Below are 19,569 nucleotides of genomic sequence, written 5' to 3' on the forward strand. Positions count from 1 at the left end.
ATGGATCCGGCCGCGATCGGTGACAAGATGACGCCGGGCCGGAACCGCGATCCGGGGCCGCCCGCCCAGACCCACAGCCTTTTGGACCCCACGGAGGAACCTGTGACTGACAGTGGTACTGAAACTGGTACGACGTACGACCTGGTGATTCTCGGCGGCGGCAGCGGTGGCTATGCCGCCGGGCTGCGCGCGGCGACCCTCGGCCTGTCCGTGGCGCTGGTGGAGAAGGACAAGGTCGGCGGAACCTGTCTGCACCGCGGATGCATCCCGACCAAGGCGCTGCTGCACGCGGCCGAGGTCGCGGACTCGGCGCGCGAGGGTGAGCAGTTCGGAGTCCGGACGACGCTCGAGGGCGTCGACATGGGCGGCGTGAACAAGTACAAGGACGGCGTCGTCGACCGGCTGTTCAAGGGTCTGCAGGGCCAGCTGAAGGCCCGCGGCATCACGGTGATCGAGGGCGAGGGGCGGCTGACCTCGCCCACCACGGTCCAGGTCGGCGACACGACGTACACCGGCCGCAACGTCATCCTTGCCTCCGGCTCCTACTCCAAGTCCCTGCCGGGCCTGGAGCTCGACGGGCACCGGGTGATCGCGAGTGAGCACGCGCTGACGCTCGACCGGGTCCCGGAGTCCGCGGTGATCCTCGGCGGCGGTGTGATCGGCGTCGAGTTCGCGTCCGCGTGGACGTCGTTCGGCACGCGCGTGACGATCGTCGAAGCGTTGCCACGGCTCGTCCCGGCCGAGGACGCGGACTGCTCGAAGACCTTGGAGCGCGGGTTCCGGAAGCGGAAGATCGCGTTCAAGACCGGTACGCCGTTCGAGTCGGTCGCGGTGACCGATTCCGGCGTACGGGTGACCGTCGCGGGCGGCGAGGTGATCGAGGCCGAGGTACTGCTGGTCGCCGTCGGCCGAGGACCGAACACCGCGGGCCTCGGGTATGAGGAGGTCGGCGTCGCGCTCGACCGCGGGTTCGTGACCGTCGACCCGACGCTGCAGACCAGCGTGCCGGGCGTGTACGCGGTCGGTGACATCGTGCCGGGGCTGCAGCTCGCGCACCGCGGGTTTCAGCAGGGCATCTTCGTCGCCGAGCACCTCGCGGGCCTCGCGCCGACGCCGATCGACGAGGCGGGCATCCCGCGCGTCACGTACTCCGAGCCGGAGGTCGCGTCGGTCGGGCTGACCGAGGAGCAGGCCCGGGAGAAGTACGGCGACGTGGAAGTTCTCAATTACAACCTCGGCGGCAACGGCAAGTCGCAGATCCTGAAGACGGCCGGCTTCGTGAAGCTGGTCCGCGCTAAGGACGGCGCGGTCGTGGGGCTGCACATGGTCGGTTCGCGCGTCGGCGAGCTGATCGGCGAGGCGCAGCTGATCTACAACTGGGAGGCGTACCCGGCGGACGTCGCGCCGCTGGTGCACGCACACCCAACCCAGAACGAAGCCCTCGGCGAAGCCCACCTCGCCCTCGCCGGGAAACCTTTGCACTTCCATGACTGACCCTGCTGGACCGTCCCAGTAAGTTGGAGCTGTAGGAGCGTGGAGGATGGCCTTGACCCGGATCCCGAGCGCTCCGGCGGCACCGTAGGCTGACACTCGACCGATCAGACGAAGGAGCAACGACCGTCATGCCGACCTCTGTATCCCTGCCGGCCCTCGGGGAGAGCGTCACCGAAGGAACCGTCACCCGCTGGCTCAAGCAGGTCGGTGACACGGTTGCCGTGGACGAACCCCTGCTGGAGGTCTCGACCGACAAGGTCGACACCGAAATCCCGAGCCCCGTCGCCGGCACCCTTCTCGAGATCAAGGCCGCCGAGGACGAGACCGTCGAGGTCGGCGCCGAACTGGCCGTGATCGGCGACGCCGGCGAGGCCGGCTCCGCTCCTGCGGCTCCGGCCGAGCCCGCCGCAGAGCCCGCGCCGGCCGCCGAGGCTGCTCCGGCTCCTGCCGCCGAGGCACCCGCCGCCGCGCCCGCTCCGGCCCCGGCTGCCGAGGCTCCCGCTGCCGCGGCTCCTGCTGCTGAGGCTCCTGCTCCTGCCGCGTCTGAGGCTGCTCCGGCTGCTGGTGCTTCCGGTACGTCGGTGACGCTGCCCGCGCTGGGCGAGAGCGTGACCGAGGGAACCGTCACCCGCTGGCTGAAGCAGGTCGGCGACGACGTGGCCGTCGACGAGCCGCTCCTCGAGGTCTCCACCGACAAGGTCGACACCGAGATCCCGAGCCCGATCGCCGGCAAGCTCCTGGAGATCAAGGTCGCCGAGGACGAGACCGTCGAGGTCGGCGCCGAACTCGCCATCGTCGGCTCCGGCGCCGCCGCCCCCGCCGCCGCCCCGGCTCCTGCTGCTGCAGCCCCCGCCGCTGCGCCTGCTCCGGCTGCCTCCGCTCCGGCCCCGGCTGCTGCTCCGGCTCCCGCCGCTGCCCCGGCCGCGGCCCAGGCTCCCGCGGCCCAGGCTCCGGCTGCCCAGGCTCCTGCTCCGCAGGCGGCTCCGGCCCCGGCCGCGCAGGCTCCGGCTCCGGCAGCAGCTCCGGCTCCTGCGGTTTCGCCGAACGGCTCCGCTGACGGCGCGAACTACGTCACCCCGCTGGTGCGCAAGCTCGCCGCGGAGCACGAGATCGACCTGAACGCCGTACAGGGCACCGGCGTCGGCGGCCGGATCCGCAAGCAGGACGTGATCGCCGCCGCCGAGGCGAAGAAAGCCGCCGCGGCCGCACCCGCTCCGGCAGCCCAGGCCGCCGCCCCCGCCGCAGCCGCGAAGGCCCAGGTGGTCAGCCCGCTGCGCGGCACCACCGAGAAGATGAGCCGGATCCGCAAGGCGATCGCGGCCCACATGGTCAACAGCCTGAAGGTCTCGGCCCAGCTGACCACGGTCGTCGAGGTCGACGTCACCGAGATCGCCAAGCTGCGCAACAAGAAGAAGGCCGACTTCGAGGCCCGCGAGGGCGTCAAGCTGTCCTTCCTCCCGTTCTTCGCGCTCGCCGCGGTGGATGCGCTCAAGCAGTACCCGAAGCTGAACGCGTCGATCGACGAGGAGAAGGGCGAGATCACGTACCACGCCGCCGAGCACCTCGGCATCGCGGTGGACGTGGAGCGCGGCCTGATGGTCCCCGTCGTGCACAACGCCGGCGACCTGAACATCGCCGGCCTGGCGAAGAAGATCGCCGACCTCGCCGACCGCACCCGCAACAACAAGGTGCTGCCGGACGAGATGGCGGGCGGCACGTTCACCATCACCAACACCGGTAGCCGGGGCGCGCTGTTCGACACCCCGATCCTGAACCAGCCGCAGGTCGGCATGCTCGGGACCGGCGCCGTCGTGAAGCGCCCGGTGGTCATCACCCACCCAGAGCTCGGCGAGACGATCGCGATCCGGCAGATGGTGTACCTGGCGCTGACCTACGACCACCGCCTGGTCGACGGCGCCGACGCGGCCCGTTACCTGACGGCCGTCAAGCAGCGGCTCGAAGAGGCCCAGTTCGACGTCTGATCCGATCGGACGACAGGCGCCGGTGCATTGTCTCCCCGGAGACGGGCACCGGCGCCTTTGTGTTCAGCTTTGTGTTCAGTGAACCCGACAAGGAGCACAGCGGGATGAAGTACGTACTGGCCGGCGCCTCCGGCTTCCTCGGCAGGGCCCTCGCCCGCGACTTGGTTGCCAACGGCCACCAGGTGCTCCGGCTGGTACGCCGGCCGCCGTCGACACCGGACGAGGTGCGCTGGGACCCGGCCCGGGGCGATCTGGACGCGGCCGCTCTGGGCGATCCCGATGTCCTGGTCAACCTGGCCGGCGCGAACATCGGCCGCCCGTGGACACCGACGTACCGCCTGAAGATCCGGGAGAGCCGCGTCGCGACAACCACGACCCTGGCCGCGGTGGCGACCCAGCTCGACCGCCGGCCGGTGCTGCTCACGCAGAGCGGGATCGGCGGCTACGGCACCGACCTCGGCGATCGCATCCTGACCGAGGACTCCGAGCTCGGCGAGGGCTTTCTGGCCGACGTCGTCCGGCTGTGGGAAGGCGCGCTCGAACCCGCTCGTGAAGCAGGCAGCCGGGTGGCCGCGCTGCGTACGGGCGTCGTACTCGACGGCAAGGCTCCGGCGTTCCAGCTCTTGTCCCTCCCCTTCCGCATCGGTCTCGGCGGCCGCTTCGGGCCTGGCACGCAGTACTTCCCGGTGGTCTCGCTGACCGACTGGATCCGCGCCGTCCGGCACGTCGCCGAGAACGACAGCGTGAGCGGCCCGGTGAACATCACTCTGCCCGCACCGGCAACCAACCTCGAACTCACCGAAGCCCTGGCAACCGCCCTGCACCGCCCGTCCCTCGTCCCGGTGCCCGCAGTCCTCATGAAGGCGGCCCTCGGCGAGTTCGCCTGGGAACTCCTCGGCAGCAAACGAGCCCTCCCAACCCGCCTCCTGTCCTCCGGCTTCACCTTCCACCACCCCACAGTCACCACCGCAGTCTCCGCGGCCCTCGCCTAGCCTCCGCCGCGGTTCACACCAGCGCCATTCCAGGGACTCGCTTGCGGATGGCCTCCATCTCGGCCTCGTCGGAGATGCCCTGCCAGTCGTACCGCGGCGTGTACGGAGCCTCCAACGCACGGACGTCGTCGTCGGTGAGCTCGACCTCCAGCGATGCCACGGCGTCGTCGATCTGCTGAATCGAGCCGGCGCCGACCAACGGTGCGGTCACCACCGGCTGGCTGCGCAGCCAGGCGAGCGCGATCTGCGCACGGCTGACGCCGTGCTCCTGCGCGACCTGTCCGACCGCCTCGATGATCGCGCGGTTGGAGGCCTCCTGCTCCGGCGAGTAGAGCAGGTCGGCGTAGGCACCGTCGCTCTCGGAGCGAGCCGTCGACCTGGCGTCGTCCCAGCTCCGGCCGAGCCTGCCGCGAGCCAGCGGCGACCAGATGATCGTGCCGACACCTTCGTCGAGGCACAGCGGGATCATCTCCCGCTCTTCCTCACGAGCCAGCAGGTTGTAGTGGTCCTGCATCGACACGAAGCGCGCCCAGCCGTTCTGTTTCTGCAGGTTGAGCGCCTTGGCGAACTCCCAGGCGTGCATCGACGATGCGCCGAGGTACCGGACCTTGCCGGCTTTGACGAGATCGCTGAGTGCCTCGAGCGTCTCCTCCCACGGAGTCGCGTGATCGTTGCGGTGGATCTGGTAGAGGTCGATGTAGTCGGTGCCGAGTCGGCGCAGCGAGTGGTCGACCTCGGTCATCACCGCCTTGCGCGACAGGCCGCGGCCGTTCGGGCCGAGCCGCATCGGGTGCCGGAGCTTCGTCGCGATCACGACGCTGTCGCGGTCGGCGTAGTCCCGGAGCGCGCGGCCGAGGATCTCCTCACTGGACCCGTTCGAGTACATGTTCGCGGTGTCGAAGAAGTTGATGCCCGCATCCAGCGCGTGCCGGATCAGCGGCCGCGCCGCCTCCTCGCCCTTCGACCAGACGGGATGCCCGCGGTCGGGTTCGCCGTACGTCATCGCGCCGATCGCGATCGGTGACACGTCGAGGCCGGTGGTGCCGAGCTTGATGTATTGCATGATGCTCCTTAAGCTAATTGGAGAGGTCTCCACTTACCGTAGTGGAGAGCTCTCCACTTAGCAAGCGAGGAGCTCATGGTTCGTTCGGACGCCCGGGAGAATCGGGCCCGCATCGTCGCCGCCGCCCTCGAGGCGTTCGCCGAGGACGACCGCACGTCGATGAACCAGGTGGCTCAGCGCGCGGGGGTCGGCGCCGGCACCTTGTACCGGAACTTCCCGACCCGGGAGGCGCTCGTACTCGCCGTCTACCAGGACGAGGTCGACCGCATCACCGGCGCCGTACCGGAGTTGCTCGCCGAACTGCCGCCGGTCGAAGCGCTCCGGCAGTGGACGACCGGACTGGTTGAGGCGATGCGCAGGAAGCACGGCCTCGGTGACGCGCTCAGCCCAGCCGCGCACAAGGAGATCAGCGAGCAGACCTACGGGCCGGTCGTTGCGGCGATCACCGAACTACTCGACGCCGGCAAGAAGGACGGCAGCATCCGCGAGGACGCCGACCCCGGCGACTTCCTCCAACTCACCGGCGCCCTCTGGCGCGCCACCACCCACCCCGAGGACCGAGCCCCCCACATGCTCACCGTCATCCTCGACGGCCTCCAACCCCACTAGGCCAGTCGGCAGGCCTCGTGTGGTTGGTTGGGTTCAGGGCGCCGGATGCCGGTGAAGGGCCGCAGAGGGGAACCCCGCTATGACAGTCACGCCGAAGGCGGCCGCGCGGTATGACGGTCTTGCCGAGTGGTACGACGAGAACAACGCGGCCGCGGCCGACTCCAATCGGGAGCCGCTGCTGGATCTGCTGGGTCCTGGAGATGGTCTGTGTCTGGACCTTGGTTGCGGGACCGGACAGAACCTGCAGACGCTGCGCAGCACGGGACGCACCGTCGTTGGCCTGGAGTACTCCGCGGACCAGTTGGGACTTGCCCAGCAACGCGTGGCCCAGGGCGAGGCGCTGGTTCAGGGCGATGCGGCTGCATTGCCGTTCGCCGACGCTGTCTTCTCTACTGTCGCCGTTCTCTGGTTGTCCACCGACGTCGATGACTTCGCCGCTGTCCTGCGCGAGGCGGCTCGCGTGCTGCACCCGGGCGGAGCGCTCGTGTTCTACGGAGCCCATCCGTGCTTCAACGGCCCGCACACCGAGAGCCGTCCCGATGACGGGCGCATCGTCCACCCGACGTACCGCACCTCTGGCTGGCATCCTCCAGCGCCCTGGTGGGGCGAGGGCGGTATCCGCGAGCGCCTCGGCATGCGCCACATGCCGCTCGCCGACCTCCTCAACGCGTTCGCCGACGCGGCCCTGACAATCACTCGAACCGTAGAGCCACGCACCGACCCAATCCCCTGGGTCCTCGCTCTCCGCGCCGAAAAGCGCTAACTCGCAGAAACAGGAGCCGTGCACACCGGTTCGCCCGGCTGGACGAGCTGGATCTGTCGGCCGCGACCGAGCGGGACGCGAGCACCTGCTTCGTACGCGACGTGTTCGACGCACTGAACCGACCCGTCGCGTCTGGTTCGGCGGGTCCTTGTCAGCGTCTTTGTGCACCCACCGACCGTTTTGGCGCGCTCAGAATGGTTGGTGGGTGCACAAAGACGCCCGGGCACCGGAGTGTTGTCGTCTAGCTCGAGCTGGTGATTGTGGTGATGCGCCAGGTGTGGGTGGGTTGGCGGGTGGAGCTGCGGGAGGGGGCGGGGGTGCGTGGGGTGGTTGTGAGGGTGATCAGTCTGGTGGCCGGGGGGCCGGGTGGGAGTGGGGTTTTGGCGCCGGTGTGGTCGACTGCTTGGCCGGCTGTGAGGTGGTCGGTGGTTTTGAGGGTGACGGTGGTTGCGTTGCGGCGGGTGATGGCGGTGCTTTCGATCGTGATTCGGAGGCCTTGGACGCGGACGTTCTGGTCGCGGTAGGCGGACAGGAGGGCTCGGTCGGCGCGCCAGGGGGCGCTGCCTGGGACGTAGATCCGGTCGAGGGCGTCTAGGTCGAGGGTCCAGAAGGCTTGGGCGCGTTGGGCGTCGAGCGCCTGCAGTGTCTGGATCCAGGTCGCCAGTTCTGCTGAGGACTCGGGGCGTGGCGCCGAGGTCGTGGCACGGGACTGGCTTGGCGACGTCTCGGGTCGCGCGGGAGACGTCGCGCGGGCGGTGGGCGACTGTGTGGGCGGGGATGCGGAGGTGCCTTGGGTTGTGGACCGCGAGGCGGTGGGGTCTGGTTGGGCGGTTGCTGGGGTGTCGATGGTTCGGAGTGTGGCGATGGCGATTGCGAGCACGATGATCGCGGCCAGGGCGGCTGCGGCGAGTACGCCGTACGCGGGGTGTGGGAGTCGCGGGAGTGCGGGGGTCAGCACAAACCTGGTGCGGCGGGGCTTGGTGCGGCGGTTGGAGCGGATGCGCTTCGAGCGGGCCTTGGCGGACGGTGCGGTGGGGTGAGGTCGCTTCGGCTGCGTCAGTGGTGAGGGCGGTGGGTCCGCTGGAGGTGGAGCGAGCGGCGCACGAGCGACGGCAGGGGCATCGTCATCGTCTGCATCTCCTTGGGACGACGTCGGAGGGCGGTCGCCTGGCCCGGGGGCAGTCGCCGCCGGGGTCTCCGGGCGGGGTGGAGTGCTCGGCGGTCGGGTGTCCGGGCGGGGAGGCGGGGGGCTGGTTGGCGGCTGGGTCGGAAGTGGCTCGGGCGGCGGAGGGCTCGGTGGCGGCTGGGTGGGGAGTGGGTGGGGCGTCGCGGACGGGGCGGTGGGAAGAGGGGATGGGGTGGTCGTGGGGTGGTTGGTGCCGGGGGACGCAGCGGTGGGGGTTGGCGTGGGTGGGGTGTGCCCGCCGGCGGGGGGATGCGTTGCTGTGGGGGTGGTGAGTGGGGCTAGGTCTATGGGGGTGGCGGGGGTGTGGGTTAGGAGGCGGTGTGGGAGGGATTTGAGGGGGGTGGTGGTGATGAGGGTGGGTGGGAAGGGGGTGGGGTGTGCGCTGACGTGGTGGGTGAGGGTAGCTAGGGCTTGATGGTCCGAGGTGGGGTTGGCGGGGCGGAAGGTGGCGTCGGTGAGGATTGGGCGGCCGTCGGCGTCGAAGAGGATGTTCTCTGGGGTGATGGAGCCGTGGGTGAGGTTCGCGGCGTGGAGGTGGGCCAAGGCGTCGGCGAGGGGAGCTAGGAGGGTGACCAGTTCGCCGCGGGACAGCGGAGCGCGGCGGGTGAGGAGGGCGGCGAGGCTGCCGGCGGCCAGGTGCTGAGTGATCAGGACCCAGCCGGTGTCGGTCTCGCGGAACTCGTGGAGCTGCGCGACGTGCGGGTGCCGGAAGCGGGACAGCATGCTCAAGTCCTCGCGGAGCCGCCCCCGGTCGGGATACGCGCTGTGCGGGACGTGTTTGAGCACGGCGTTGCGGCCCGAGGCACGGTCCCGGACCTGCCAGACGGTGCCGGACGGTCCGGACCCGAGCTCGCGGCGCAGGCTGTAGCCGGTGAGATCTGCGAGGTCCATGTCCAAGAGGATGCACCGATCGCGACCTCGCCCGTCGAAGTTATCCACAGCCCAGGGCACCGGTCCCGATCAGCCGCCGCCTACACTCGAAGGCGTGAGGGCTATCAGGTACGTGGAAGCTGGATTCGGCGCCGACGCGGTGGACTACGAGACCGCGTGGGCCGAGCAGCGACGACTGCACACGGAGGTTGCCGAGGGCACCGGATCGGACACGGTGATCCTGCTCGAACACCCGCCGGTCTACACGGCAGGCAAGCGCACCGAGCCGCACGAGCGACCGATGGACGGTACGCCGGTGGTCGACGTGGACCGCGGCGGCAAGATCACCTGGCACGGCCCCGGGCAACTGGTCGGGTACCCGATCGTCAAGCTCGCCTCACACGTCTACGTCGTCGACTACGTCCGGCGGCTCGAGGAGGCGCTGATCGGCGTCTGCGCCGAGCTCGGTGTGAAGACCGGCCGGGTCAAGGGCCGCAGCGGCGTCTGGGTCGCGGCCGACGACCGCGGCCGGGAGCGGAAGATCGCCGCGATCGGCATCCGGGTCGCGCAGGGCGTGACCATGCACGGCTTCGCGCTGAACTGCAACAACGACCTGGCTTGGTTCGACCGAATCGTCCCGTGCGGCATCTCGGACGCCGACGTGACCACGCTCTCCAAGGAGCTCGGCCGCGAGGTCACGACCACCGAGGTCCTCGAGTCAGTACGCCGGCACCTCGACGAGCTCCTCGCCTGGAACGAGTACGAGCGCAGCCCGGACATCGATCACCACGAGGAGCCGCCGACCGCGATCACCTACGGATTGACTGTCTGAGCCTCGAGCCCGACCTCCGCACGCCAATCGGCGTGCAACAAGCGCAACTGGTCGGCGATCTCCGGCTGCGCTGACAGGTGGTTGGTCTGCTCGCCGATGTCATCGGCCAGTTTCGCGAGGAACCAGCCCTCCCCCATCGGCGCGTGCTCGTAGTCTCGCAGGTGCCTGGTGTTGGCGTCGTCGGCCACCCAACTGAGCTTCCACTCCCCCGACCGCACCGCCCACTGGAACCCGCAGTCCCAGTGCAGGTTCTCGTGCGCCGCCTCGGCGGTCCCGGCCAGCACGGGCAGGATGTCGATGCCGTCGGCACCGTCCACGGTCGCGCCCGCCGCCGCGGCCAGCGTCGGGACCAGGTCCATCGTGCTGACGAGTGCGTCCGTACGACGTCCCGCCGGCAACTGGTCCGGCCAGCGCCAGAGCATCGGGATGCGGATGCCGCCGTCCCACAACGTGTACTTCGTCCCGCGCAACGGCGCGTTGTCGCCGAAATTGCAGGTCGACCCGCCGTTGTCCGTCACGTACACGACGATCGTGTCGTCGCCCGCCACGTCGAGCAGCCGCCCGATCTCCGCGTCCATCAGCTCCAGCTGGGCGAGGTAGTACTCACGCCCGTGCGGCAGATTCGGCACGATCACGTCGTCGTACCACTCCATGAAGGGTCCGTCCGCTTCCGGTGACCAGTCGCGGAAGGCCGGGAGCCCACGCGCTTCCAGCTCGGCGTCCGGCAGCTGCCAGCAGAAGTTGTGTACGGCGTTGAACGCCACCATGCAGAAGTACGGCCGCTCGTCCTCCGCATCCATGAACTCAGCGGCGCGGCGACCGAACTCCGCGGTCAGAAAGCCCTCAAGCTCAACTGGCTCGTCCCCTGACAGCAGCGGCTGCACAGCCATGTGGTGCGCGGCCGGCTGACCGTACGACTCGACCGACTCGTCAGAGTGATGCAGGTAGTTCAGCCGCCCGAAGGACTGCCCTGCCAGCCCGTACAGCGTCTCCTCGAACCCGTGGTGCGGCGGACACGCCCTGTCCCCCACGTCCTCTTTGCCGTAGTGCACCTTGCCGAAGTACGCCGTCCGGTACCCCTGGTCGCGCAGGATCTCCGCGAGCGTCGGTACGTCGTCCGGTGGGAACGCGGCCGAGTCGAACCATTGGCCGCCCCACCGCTGCTGGTACCGCCCGGAGATGATCGAGGCCCGTGACGGGCTGCAGATCGGCGCTGTCACGTAGGCGTCGGTGCAGCTCACTCCCTCCGCGGCCAGCCGGTCCAGCGCCGGAGTGCGTACGTCGGAGTGCACACCGAGTCCACCGCGGTCGGCGTACCCGTGGTCGTCGGAAACGATCAGCAGAATGTTGGGTGGGCGCATGGCCCTAGCTTAGGCAAGCGGTTGCCTGTCGGCGTGTGCCGAAGTGTCTGCACGGTGTGACGGCAGTTCGTCGCTACCTTGGGGGTGTGACCAAGTTTCTCGGGTTCTTGCTCGGCGTAGCTGTTGCTCTGGCCGGACCGGCCGTGTTCGGAGTCCTCGCGGCGCCGGGTGGTATCGAGCTGAACGCGAAGGGGATGGCGCTTGCCTTCGGCATCGGCGCGCTGATCTTCTGGGCCGTGGTGTCGTACTTCTCCGGCGCCGGCGCGCTGGGGGCGTTCATCGCCTTCGGCGCCCTGATCTACTGCTGGCTCTGGATCCCGAACCGGACCACGAACTTCCTGAACGACGTCCCCGGCGTCACGAACGGGATGATCGAGGGGTCGAAGCAGTACACGCTGAACGGCGTGGTGCCGATCCTCGGGGTGATCTCGCTGGTGTACGCGATCCAGCTGATCGTCCGCGGCGTCCAGCGCCGGCGGCGCGAGCGGGTCGACGCCGAGCGGCTGCAGCGCGAGCAGGAAGCGGCGCAGGCGCAGCAGGAGGCGGACGTCGCGGCCGTGTATCCGGTTGCCGGAGGCACCTATCAGGCGCCGGCGGCGTACGAGAGTCACACGCGGTACGACGACCTGTTCGACGAGCCCGAGCCGGCCCAACCGCGGAACCAGGCCGACGACCAGACGCGCCAGTTCCCGGCGAGCGAGGCGGAGGAGTTCGAGCACACGCGGCAATTCCCCGAAGCAGATGCCGAAAGCAACTACCCCGGCGAGGAAACAGTCATCGCACCACCTCCGGCAGCAGAGGAGCCGGTTGCGCAGGCGACCCCGGCAGCCGAGGTAAGCGAGCCGACAGACGAAACCCAGCCGGTAGAAACCAAGCCACAGGCGGTTGAGGAGACCCAGCCAGTGGAGGCCAAGCCGCAGGCAGCCGCGCCGGTCGAGGAGACTCAGCCGATGGAGGCGACGCCCGAGGCGGTCGCGCCGGTGGAAGAGGCTCAACCGGTGGAAGCCAAGCCCGAGGCAGCCGCGCCCGTTGAGGAAACCCAGCCGGTGAAGCCCGAGCCGCAGGCCGCCTCGCCGGTCGAAGAGACTCAGCCGGTCGAAGAGACTCAGCCGGTTGAGAAGGCCGAGCCGGTGGAGGAGAAGAAAGCGGAGCGGAGGGTTTCGCCTCGGGAGCAGGTGGGGTCTCAGTATCGGGAGCGGATGGAGGACCCGGAGGACACCGGGGAGTTCCACCTCGCGTTCGAGAATCCGGTGGTCAAGCCCGCCTGAACGGGCTCAAGCGACGTGCATGCGCTGCTGGTGCTGATCCCGGCGCGCGTGCTCGGTGATGGCCTCGTCGTACGCCTCGCTCGCCATCTGCAGCACGTCGCCCGCCATCTGGGCCCGCGGTGAGTCGGTGCTCCACGCGAGCACCAACTTCCGGTGAATCGGGTCACCCACCAGGGTGCGAGTAGTGACGTCCGCCGAGAGCATCCGGTACGACGTGGGCGAGATGAGCGCCACGCCCTGACCACTGGTCACGAACCCCATCAGCACCGACGTGTCGACCGAGTGATGCTCGACCCGAGGCTGGAACCCAGCCGCCTCACACGCCGCCCGGAACAGCACATGGAACCCGCTGTCGTCCGGCGGCTCACCGATCCACTCCTCGCCCGACAACAACGCCAGGTCGACCTCACCCCGCGCCCGCGTCGCCTCCGCCACCGGGTGGTCCGCCGACAAGGCGACGTACGCCGACTCGGATTCGACGACCGTGGTGGACTCGACCCCGGCCGGCAGCCGCAGCTCGAACCCCGGGAACTCCCGCAATAACGCGAAGTCGAGCCGCCCGCTCTCCAACTGCTGCAAGAGCACGCTGGTGGACCACTCGACCTCGATGCTCACCTGCTCGATCTCACCGTGCGCGCGGAGCCGGGACGCGATCCCGGACATCGGCGCGGTCGGGAACCCGCCGAGCCGGACCGCGGACGACTCGACCGCGGTCATCGCGGACACGGTCGCCGACAGGTGGTCGACGTCGACCAGGATGGCTCGCGCGCGGTCAACGGCGTACCGGCCGAGCGGAGTCGGCTTCACGCCGGTGCGGGAGCGTTCGAACAGCTCACCGCCGAACGCGGCCTCGATCCGTTTCAGCTGCGCGGTCAGGCTCGGCTGGCTGACTTTGAGCCAGCGGGCGGCCCGTCCGACGGAACCCGCTTCTGCCACCAGGACCACCACCCGCAGGTGGCGCAGCTCAACGTTCATGCGTTGAGACCGTAGTCGAGGTCTACACACAGCACACAGCGACCCTACATTGCGGTTTCGTCACAGCCGGGCCCGGAGCTGTAACGCCGGGCCCGGTCGTGACGATGTGCTACTTCGATTCGAGCGCCAGGGCCTCGCGGTAACCGAGACGGCGGCCGGTCTGCAGCAGGGTGCGCTCGTACAGCCGCGCGCCCATCCGGACGATCAGCACGGTCGCGGCCAGCAGCAGCGCGATCGCGACCAGCGGCTGCCAGACCGGCACGTCCTCGGTGAGCATCCGGCCCGGCATCGACATCGACGACGCGATCGGGACGAACGACGCCACGGTCTTGGCCGACGACCCCGCGAACACCGAGAAGAAGAACGGAATCATCAGGATCATCTGGCCCGGCAGCGTGGTCGACCCGAGGTCCTCCTGCCGCGTCGCCAGCGAACCGGCGACCGCCCACAGCCCGGCCAGCGCGACGAACCCGAGCACGAAGAACACCACGAACCACCCGGCGACCGGCGTGACCACCTCGAGGATGTCGGCCTGGTCGGTGGCGAGCAACCCGATCAGCGACGCAGCCGCGATCACCACGATCTGGCTCAGCGCCAGCACCGTGTTGCCCAGCACCTTCCCCCACAGCAGCGACCGGATCGGCACCGCGGCGGCCAGGATCTCGACAACCCGGCTCTCCTTCTCCTGGACGACGCTCTGCGCAATCATCATCCCGAAGCCGAGCGCGGTCATGTAGAACACCAGCGCCAGCCCGATGTTCACGAAGTCGGAGACGATGTCCGGCAACGGTCCCGGGTTCAGCAGTTGCAACGAGACCTTCGTGCCGGCGTGCAACTCCGTCGGGGTCAGTCCCGCCTTCCCGGCGTTCGCTTCCATCCCGACGGCCGCGGCCGCTTCGCGCAGGGCACCCTCGACCCCCGAGTCGACGCGGTCCTTGCCGAGGACGACGTACCCATCGGCGTCCGGCAGCAGCGCGGCCTTCACCTTGCCGTCGGTCACAGCCTTCTCAGCGGCCGGTCGGTCGGAGAAACGCGTCGCTTCGTAACCGTCGCCGCCTGCCGTCACCGACGCCGTCTGAACGACCTTCTGGCTCGCGTCGTCGATGACCGCGATCTTGTCCGGTCCGCCCTTGCCGGCGAGGATCGCGGGCAGGATCACCGCAACCATCACGATCAGCAGCATCACCAGCGTCGAGCCGATGAACGTCTTGTCCCGCAGCTTCGTGGTGATCTCGCGCTCCGCGATCAGCACCCACGGCTTGTCCAGTGTCTTCATCGGGTCGCCTCCCGGAAGACGTCGCTCAACGCCACCCGCTCCGGCCCGAACTCGAGCACCGGTCCGCGGGTCAGCGCCTCCTGCAGGATCTTCTGCTCCACGGCTCCGTCCAGTACGTCGAACAACGCCGTACCGCCGGCCACATCGCGCACCTGGATGCCCCGCACGTCACGCAGCCACCCGGCGTCGCCGTCCACCACCAGGCGGTACGTCGACGTAGGCCCGGCCGCCAGCTCGGACACCGCGCCCGCGGCGACGACCTTGCCGCGAGACAGTACGACTAGGTCGTCGCACAGCCGCTCGACCAGGTCGAGCTGATGACTCGAGAACAGCACCGGCACCTCGGGCGTCACCTCCTCGCGGAGCAGGTCGACCATCGCGTCGACGGCGAGCGGGTCGAGGCCGCTGAACGGCTCGTCGAGCACCAGCGCGATCGGCTCGTGCACCAGCGCTGCCGCGATCTGCACCCGCTGCTGGTTCCCCAGCGACAGCGTCTCGAGTATGTCGGTAGCGCGCTCGGCCAGCCCGAGCCGCCCGAGGATCTTGTCGGTCCGCGCGGCGGCGCGCTCCGGGTCGAGCCCGTGCAGCCGGCCGAAGAACACCAGCTGGTCGCGGATCTTCATCTTCGGGTACAGCCCGCGTTCCTCGGGCATGTAGCCGAAGTCCCGGCGTACGTCCTGCGTCAGCGGCTTGTCCTGCCACCGCACCTCGCCGGCCGTCGCGGCCAGGACCCCGAGGATGATCCGCATCGTCGTCGTCTTCCCGGCCCCGTTGGCCCCGACGAATCCGGTCATCCGTCCCGGTACGACGTCGAAGGTCACGTCGTCCAGCGCCAGATGATCACCGAACCGCCGGGTGAGCCCAGCCACCCTCAGCATGTGTCACCGTTCCCATCAGCTTTCAGCCCCCAGCCGGACACTCGCCCGACCCTCCCAAAGCTAGTCAGCCGAGGTATGCCGGCACGTCGCCCGTGAGGGTGATCACCGGCGTCATCCGTACGACGGATGGATCAGCCGGTCGGGTCATCGCCCGGGGTGACGAGGCCGCATTCGTACGCGAACACGACCGCCTGGACGCGGTCGCGCAGGCCGAGTTTCAGCAGCACGCGGGATACGTGGGTCTTGACCGTCGCCTCGCCGACGAACAGCTGGTTGGCGATCTCGGTGTTGGTCAGCCCGCGGGCGATCAGCCCGAGCACCTCACGCTCCCGCTCGGTCAGCTCCGCGAGCAGGTCCGGCCGGTACACCCGCTCCCCCTTGCCGGTGAATCGCTTGATCACCCGCCGGGTCACCTCGGGCGCGAGCAGCGCGTGCCCGGAGTGCACGACCTGGATCGCCTCCACCAGGTCCTCGGGCGCGGTGTTCTTGAGCAGGAATCCGCTCGCGCCGGCCCCGAGCGACTCGAAGAGGTAGTCGTCGCGGTCGAAGGTGGTGAGGATGACGACCTTTCCGGCGTCCTCCGCGACGATCCGCTGCGTCGCCGTGATCCCGTCCATGCCGGGCATCTGGACATCCATCAGTACGACGTCCGGCCGCAACGCCAGCGCCAGCTCGATCGCCTTCTCGCCGTCCGCGGCCTCGCCGACCACCTCGATCTCCGGCTCGACCGACAAGATCATCCGGAACCCGGCCCGCACCAAATCCTGATCGTCGACCAGCAGCACCCGCATCGGGTCACTCACGCGCTTCTCCCCCAGCCAATGGACGGTTCTGCGGATCCAATGGGATCCGGACCCGGACGCGGAATCCTCCCACGGGACGCGGGCCGATCTCGCTCTCGCCGCCGAGCAGGCTGACCCGTTCGCGGATCCCGACATGGCCTAGCCGGCTCCCGACCGGGGCATGTTTCGGGCGGCCGTCGTCGAGGACCTCGAGCTCGACCGCGTCACCGAGGTAACGCAGTGTGACGTGAGCGCTGCGAGCCGTCGAGTGTTTCCGGACGTTCGCGAGCGCTTCCTGGGCGATCCGGTACACCGACACCGACACGGTCTTGGGCAGCTCGGCCGGCGACCCGATCTGGTGGAAGCCGACCTCCAGGCCCAGGCTGTTCGCCTCCGCGATCAGCGCCGGCAGCCGGTCCGCGCCGGCCTGCGGCTCTTTGGGGTCCGGCGTACCGACGTCGAGGTCGGGGTCCGCCGAGCGGAGCATGCCGAGCAGTTGGCGCATCTCGTTCACCGCGCTCCGGCTGGACTCCTCGATCACGTTCAGCGCGTTCTTCGCGGCGTCCGGGTCGGTGTCCATCACCCGCCGGGCGCCGCCGGCCTGGATGCCGATGCTGCTGATGTGGTGGGCGACGACGTCGTGCAGCTCGCGGGAGATCCGCAGCCGCTCGTCGATCACCGCACGCCGTGAGTTCGCGTCCTGCTGCGCCGCGAGCTCGGTCGCCTGCTGCTCGAGCTCGAACCGCTGCCGCGCGGTCGCCCACGCGGTCCGGCCCCAGAAGTACGCGCCGAAGAAGTACAGGACGTTCAGCGCGACGGCCATGACCACGCTGGAGACGTACGGCGAGAACAGGGCATGGTTCGGCCCTTCGATCGCGTTGTTCCGCAGCGCCTTGACGAAGTTGAGCGCCAGCCAGCCGAACATACCGATGAACACGACCGCGTTCGCGGCCTTCATCAGCCGCCGGTCCCGCGCCCACGCGACCGCCGCGTAGATCGCCATGAACATCGTCGCCTGGGTGACCAGGTTGCCCGCGAACGAGAACATCGCCCGCTGCCCGTTCACCACGAACAGGACCGCGACCACCAGCAGCACCGGGATCGGCCACCGGCGCCGGAAGCACAGCGGCAACGCGGAGGCTGCGCTCAGCACGTACGGCTCGATCCCGCCGATGCCCAGGTCCACGTGCGTCGGCGAGGCGCCGCGGGCGAGTTCGGTCCCGAGCAGGCCCGCGGCCGCCATCCCGAGACCGAGCAGTACGTCGTACCGCTGCTCGCGAGCCGTCGGCCCGGGACGGGTCCAGCCGCGTGCCGCCGTACCGGACGCAGTACCGGACGCCGGCGGTGTGACCGGTTCGGCATCCGTACGCAGGTCAACCGTGGACATAGCTCATCAGCGTACGGGTGGAACGGCCCTGAGCGGGGACGCGTACCCTTGAGGGCGTGACCATCGCCCCAGAAGGACGGAAACTGCTCAGGCTCGAGGTGCGCAACGCGGAGACCCCGATCGAGCGCAAACCCGAGTGGATCAAGACCCGCGCCAAGATGGGCCTGGAGTACCAGGCGCTGCAGAAGCTCGTGAAGTCCGAGCAGCTGCACACGGTGTGCCAGGAAGCCGGCTGCCCGAACATCTTCGAGTGCTGGGAGGACCGTGAGGCCACGTTCCTCATCGGTGGCGACCAGTGCACCCGGCGCTGTGACTTCTGCCAGATCGACACCGGCAAGCCGGAGGCTCTGGACCGCGACGAGCCGCGGCGCGTCGCCGAGTCGGTCCGCACCATGGGTCTGCGCTACGCGACCGTGACCGGTGTGGCCCGCGACGACCTGGACGACGGCGGCGCCTGGCTGTACGCCGAGACGATCCGCCAGATCCACGAGCTGAACCCGGGCACCGGTGTGGAGATGCTCGCGCCGGACTTCAACGCCGTACCCGAGCAGCTCGCCGAGGTGTTCTCGTCGCGGCCGGAGGTGTTCGCGCACAACGTCGAGACGGTGCCGCGGATCTTCCGCCGGATCCGGCCCGGTTTCCGGTACGAGCGCTCGCTGGACGTCATCACCCAGGCCCGCGACTACGGGCTGGTCACCAAGTCGAACCTGATCCTCGGTATGGGCGAGACCCGCGACGAGGTCAGCCAGGCACTGAAGGACCTGCACGCGGCAGGCTGCGAGATCATCACGATCACGCAGTACCTGCGGCCCTCGGTGCGGCACCACCCGGTCGAGCGCTGGGTGAGGCCCGAGGAGTTCGTGGAGCTGGACGCCGAGGCGCAGGAGATCGGTTTCGCCGGAGTCATGTCCGGTCCGCTGGTACGGTCCTCGTACCGCGCCGGACGGCTGTACCGTCAGGCCGTTGAGTCACGTATGAACGCCGCACAGGCATAGAGGACAAGGTAGAGATGGCCAAGAACGACGCGCCCGAAGAGAAGACCAGCAGGCTCAAGCAGATCGTTTCGGCGTACAAGCTGACCCGGAAGTCCGAGCCGCTGGTCGGCCTGGTGCTCGCCGGGATCTTCCTCGGCATCGTCGGGCTGGCCGTGCTCGGCGGCTTCCTGGTGGGGCCGCTGCTGGTGTGGATCCCGCTCGGCGTCGCACTCGGTTTCCTGGCCGCCACGATCGTCTTCGGCCGCAAGGTCGAGAAGGCGGCGTACAGCCAGATCGAGGGCCAGGCCGGTGCGGCCGCGTCCGCGCTGCAGACGCTGCGCCGCGGCTGGAGCGTGGACCCCGCGGTCGCGGTCACCAAGAACTCCGACATCGTCCACCGGGTGGTCGGCAAGCCCGGCATCATCCTGGTCGGCGAGGGGCAGCCGAGCCGGGTGAAGAACCTGCTCGCGGCCGAGGCCAAGAAGCACAACCGGGTCGCGGGTGGCGCGCCGGTGACCCAGATCATCGCCGGCAAGGGCGAGGGCGAGATCGACATCCGCAAGCTGACCAAGTACGTGATGAAGCTGCCGGCTGTCCTGCAGCCGTCGGAGATCACCGACCTGCTGCAGCGGCTGAAGGCACTGGACGCGGTCCGTCCGCAGGTGCCGATGCCGAAGGGTCCGGTGCCGACGAGTCTCAAGGGCGCCCGCCAGGCGATGCGCGGCCGCTAGAATCTCGGCTGGGGGATATCTCTGAGTGAGACGCCGGTAACCCGGTGGCCGCTCAGGCAGTTGATCTGTCGTGACGTGGCACGTGTGTGCCTCCGTGTCGCGCTGTGGGGTGGCTGGTTGGCCTTAAGGTGCGACCAGGACGGATC

17 protein-coding genes are annotated in these 19,569 nt (G+C 69.3%); 9 read left to right on the forward strand and 8 right to left on the reverse strand.

The genetic code is table 11. The features are described 5' to 3' along the window. Positions 1–102: 102 nt before the first annotated feature. From lpdA to ACLJOO_RS16450, 3 genes are all read left to right on the forward strand, one after another. Positions 103–1,494 carry a dihydrolipoyl dehydrogenase gene (lpdA, locus tag ACLJOO_RS16440; protein ID WP_410788029.1) on the forward strand — a complete coding sequence of 464 codons (1,392 nt, stop codon included), beginning with the start codon at positions 103–105 and terminating at the stop codon, positions 1,492–1,494. Positions 1,495–1,622: 128 nt separating this feature from the next. Further along, entirely contained in the window at positions 1,623–3,476 is a 1,854-nt protein-coding gene (sucB, locus tag ACLJOO_RS16445; RefSeq protein ID WP_410788030.1) for a 2-oxoglutarate dehydrogenase, E2 component, dihydrolipoamide succinyltransferase, read from the forward strand. Between the two features lie 104 nt (positions 3,477–3,580). Beyond that, a complete protein-coding gene (locus ACLJOO_RS16450; RefSeq protein WP_410788031.1) occupies positions 3,581–4,468 on the forward strand; it encodes a TIGR01777 family oxidoreductase in 888 nt (295 codons plus the stop codon). A 13-nt stretch (positions 4,469–4,481) separates the two neighbouring features. Here ACLJOO_RS16450 and ACLJOO_RS16455 read toward each other — a convergent pair whose 3' ends face one another. Further along, a complete protein-coding gene (locus ACLJOO_RS16455; protein ID WP_410788032.1) occupies positions 4,482–5,531 on the reverse strand; it encodes an aldo/keto reductase in 1,050 nt (349 codons plus the stop codon). A gap of 75 nt (positions 5,532–5,606) precedes the next feature. On the opposite strand from ACLJOO_RS16455, the gene ACLJOO_RS16460 reads away from it, so the two are divergent. Both ACLJOO_RS16460 and ACLJOO_RS16465 read left to right on the forward strand, forming a co-directional pair. Next, positions 5,607–6,140 (forward strand): TetR/AcrR family transcriptional regulator, encoded by a 534-nt coding sequence (locus ACLJOO_RS16460; RefSeq protein WP_410788033.1) that lies wholly within the window; start codon positions 5,607–5,609, stop codon positions 6,138–6,140. Between the two features lie 79 nt (positions 6,141–6,219). Then, entirely contained in the window at positions 6,220–6,903 is a 684-nt protein-coding gene (locus ACLJOO_RS16465) for a class I SAM-dependent methyltransferase (protein ID WP_410788034.1), read from the forward strand. Positions 6,904–7,144: 241 nt separating this feature from the next. On the opposite strand, the gene ACLJOO_RS16470 is transcribed toward ACLJOO_RS16465, so the two are convergent. After that, complete coding sequence (locus ACLJOO_RS16470) at positions 7,145–8,980, reverse strand: protein kinase domain-containing protein (protein ID WP_410788035.1); 1,836 nt, start codon at positions 8,978–8,980, stop codon at positions 7,145–7,147. 94 nt (positions 8,981–9,074) lie between these two features. On the opposite strand from ACLJOO_RS16470, the gene lipB reads away from it, so the two are divergent. After that, complete coding sequence (gene lipB, locus ACLJOO_RS16475; protein WP_410788036.1) at positions 9,075–9,791, forward strand: lipoyl(octanoyl) transferase LipB; 717 nt, start codon at positions 9,075–9,077, stop codon at positions 9,789–9,791. Here lipB and ACLJOO_RS16480 read toward each other — a convergent pair. Then, positions 9,773–11,152, reverse strand: a complete 1,380-nt coding sequence (locus tag ACLJOO_RS16480) for a sulfatase (protein WP_410788037.1) — start codon at positions 11,150–11,152, stop codon at positions 9,773–9,775. The two genes, lipB and ACLJOO_RS16480, sit on opposite strands and share 19 nt — an antisense overlap. A gap of 86 nt (positions 11,153–11,238) precedes the next feature. Here ACLJOO_RS16480 and ACLJOO_RS16485 point away from each other — a divergent pair, with 86 nt between their 5' ends. Then, the gene (locus tag ACLJOO_RS16485; protein WP_410788038.1) at positions 11,239–12,420 is read left to right on the forward strand and encodes a hypothetical protein; all 1,182 of its coding nucleotides are present in this window, start codon (positions 11,239–11,241) and stop codon (positions 12,418–12,420) included. Positions 12,421–12,426: 6 nt separating this feature from the next. On the opposite strand, the gene ACLJOO_RS16490 is transcribed toward ACLJOO_RS16485, so the two are convergent. From ACLJOO_RS16490 to ACLJOO_RS16510, 5 genes are all read right to left on the reverse strand, one after another. Then, positions 12,427–13,395: a LysR family transcriptional regulator gene (locus ACLJOO_RS16490; protein WP_410788039.1), complete on the reverse strand. Its 969-nt coding sequence runs from the start codon at positions 13,393–13,395 to the stop codon at positions 12,427–12,429. A 109-nt stretch (positions 13,396–13,504) separates the two neighbouring features. Continuing rightward, on the reverse strand, positions 13,505–14,671 hold the full coding sequence (locus tag ACLJOO_RS16495; RefSeq protein WP_410788040.1) for an ABC transporter permease: 1,167 nt from the start codon (positions 14,669–14,671) through the stop codon (positions 13,505–13,507). Beyond that, on the reverse strand, positions 14,668–15,549 hold the full coding sequence (locus ACLJOO_RS16500; protein WP_410788041.1) for an ABC transporter ATP-binding protein: 882 nt from the start codon (positions 15,547–15,549) through the stop codon (positions 14,668–14,670). Before ACLJOO_RS16500 ends, ACLJOO_RS16495 begins: the two co-directional genes overlap by 4 nt. A gap of 131 nt (positions 15,550–15,680) precedes the next feature. Further along, a complete protein-coding gene (locus ACLJOO_RS16505; RefSeq protein ID WP_410788679.1) occupies positions 15,681–16,340 on the reverse strand; it encodes a response regulator in 660 nt (219 codons plus the stop codon). Between the two features lie 4 nt (positions 16,341–16,344). Beyond that, positions 16,345–17,718 (reverse strand): sensor histidine kinase, encoded by a 1,374-nt coding sequence (locus tag ACLJOO_RS16510; protein WP_410788042.1) that lies wholly within the window; start codon positions 17,716–17,718, stop codon positions 16,345–16,347. Positions 17,719–17,774: 56 nt separating this feature from the next. On the opposite strand from ACLJOO_RS16510, the gene lipA reads away from it, so the two are divergent. Continuing rightward, positions 17,775–18,713 (forward strand): lipoyl synthase, encoded by a 939-nt coding sequence (gene lipA, locus ACLJOO_RS16515; protein ID WP_410788043.1) that lies wholly within the window; start codon positions 17,775–17,777, stop codon positions 18,711–18,713. Positions 18,714–18,727: 14 nt separating this feature from the next. Beyond that, a complete protein-coding gene (locus ACLJOO_RS16520; protein WP_410788044.1) occupies positions 18,728–19,423 on the forward strand; it encodes a DUF4191 domain-containing protein in 696 nt (231 codons plus the stop codon). The last annotated feature ends 146 nt before the right edge of the window (positions 19,424–19,569 follow it).

Source organism: Kribbella sp. C-35, from assembly GCF_046549195.1.
GTDB lineage: Bacteria > Actinomycetota > Actinomycetes > Propionibacteriales > Kribbellaceae > Kribbella.

Excerpts from the sequence above, each read along its gene's own strand:
- ACLJOO_RS16470 (WP_410788035.1), bottom strand. The coding sequence starts at position 8,980 with ATGGACCTCGCAGATCTCACCGGCTACAGCCTGCGCCGCGAGCTCGGG.
- ACLJOO_RS16480 (WP_410788037.1), bottom strand. The coding sequence starts at position 11,152 with ATGCGCCCACCCAACATTCTGCTGATCGTTTCCGACGACCACGGGTAC.
- ACLJOO_RS16500 (WP_410788041.1), bottom strand. The coding sequence starts at position 15,549 with ATGCTGAGGGTGGCTGGGCTCACCCGGCGGTTCGGTGATCATCTGGCG.
- ACLJOO_RS16455 (WP_410788032.1), bottom strand. The coding sequence starts at position 5,531 with ATGCAATACATCAAGCTCGGCACCACCGGCCTCGACGTGTCACCGATC.
- ACLJOO_RS16520 (WP_410788044.1), top strand. The coding sequence starts at position 18,728 with ATGGCCAAGAACGACGCGCCCGAAGAGAAGACCAGCAGGCTCAAGCAG.
- sucB (WP_410788030.1), top strand. The coding sequence starts at position 1,623 with ATGCCGACCTCTGTATCCCTGCCGGCCCTCGGGGAGAGCGTCACCGAA.
- ACLJOO_RS16465 (WP_410788034.1), top strand. The coding sequence starts at position 6,220 with ATGACAGTCACGCCGAAGGCGGCCGCGCGGTATGACGGTCTTGCCGAG.
- ACLJOO_RS16450 (WP_410788031.1), top strand. The coding sequence starts at position 3,581 with ATGAAGTACGTACTGGCCGGCGCCTCCGGCTTCCTCGGCAGGGCCCTC.
- ACLJOO_RS16510 (WP_410788042.1), bottom strand. The coding sequence starts at position 17,718 with ATGTCCACGGTTGACCTGCGTACGGATGCCGAACCGGTCACACCGCCG.
- ACLJOO_RS16505 (WP_410788679.1), bottom strand. The coding sequence starts at position 16,340 with ATGCGGGTGCTGCTGGTCGACGATCAGGATTTGGTGCGGGCCGGGTTC.
- ACLJOO_RS16495 (WP_410788040.1), bottom strand. The coding sequence starts at position 14,671 with ATGAAGACACTGGACAAGCCGTGGGTGCTGATCGCGGAGCGCGAGATC.
- ACLJOO_RS16460 (WP_410788033.1), top strand. The coding sequence starts at position 5,607 with ATGGTTCGTTCGGACGCCCGGGAGAATCGGGCCCGCATCGTCGCCGCC.
- ACLJOO_RS16490 (WP_410788039.1), bottom strand. The coding sequence starts at position 13,395 with ATGAACGTTGAGCTGCGCCACCTGCGGGTGGTGGTCCTGGTGGCAGAA.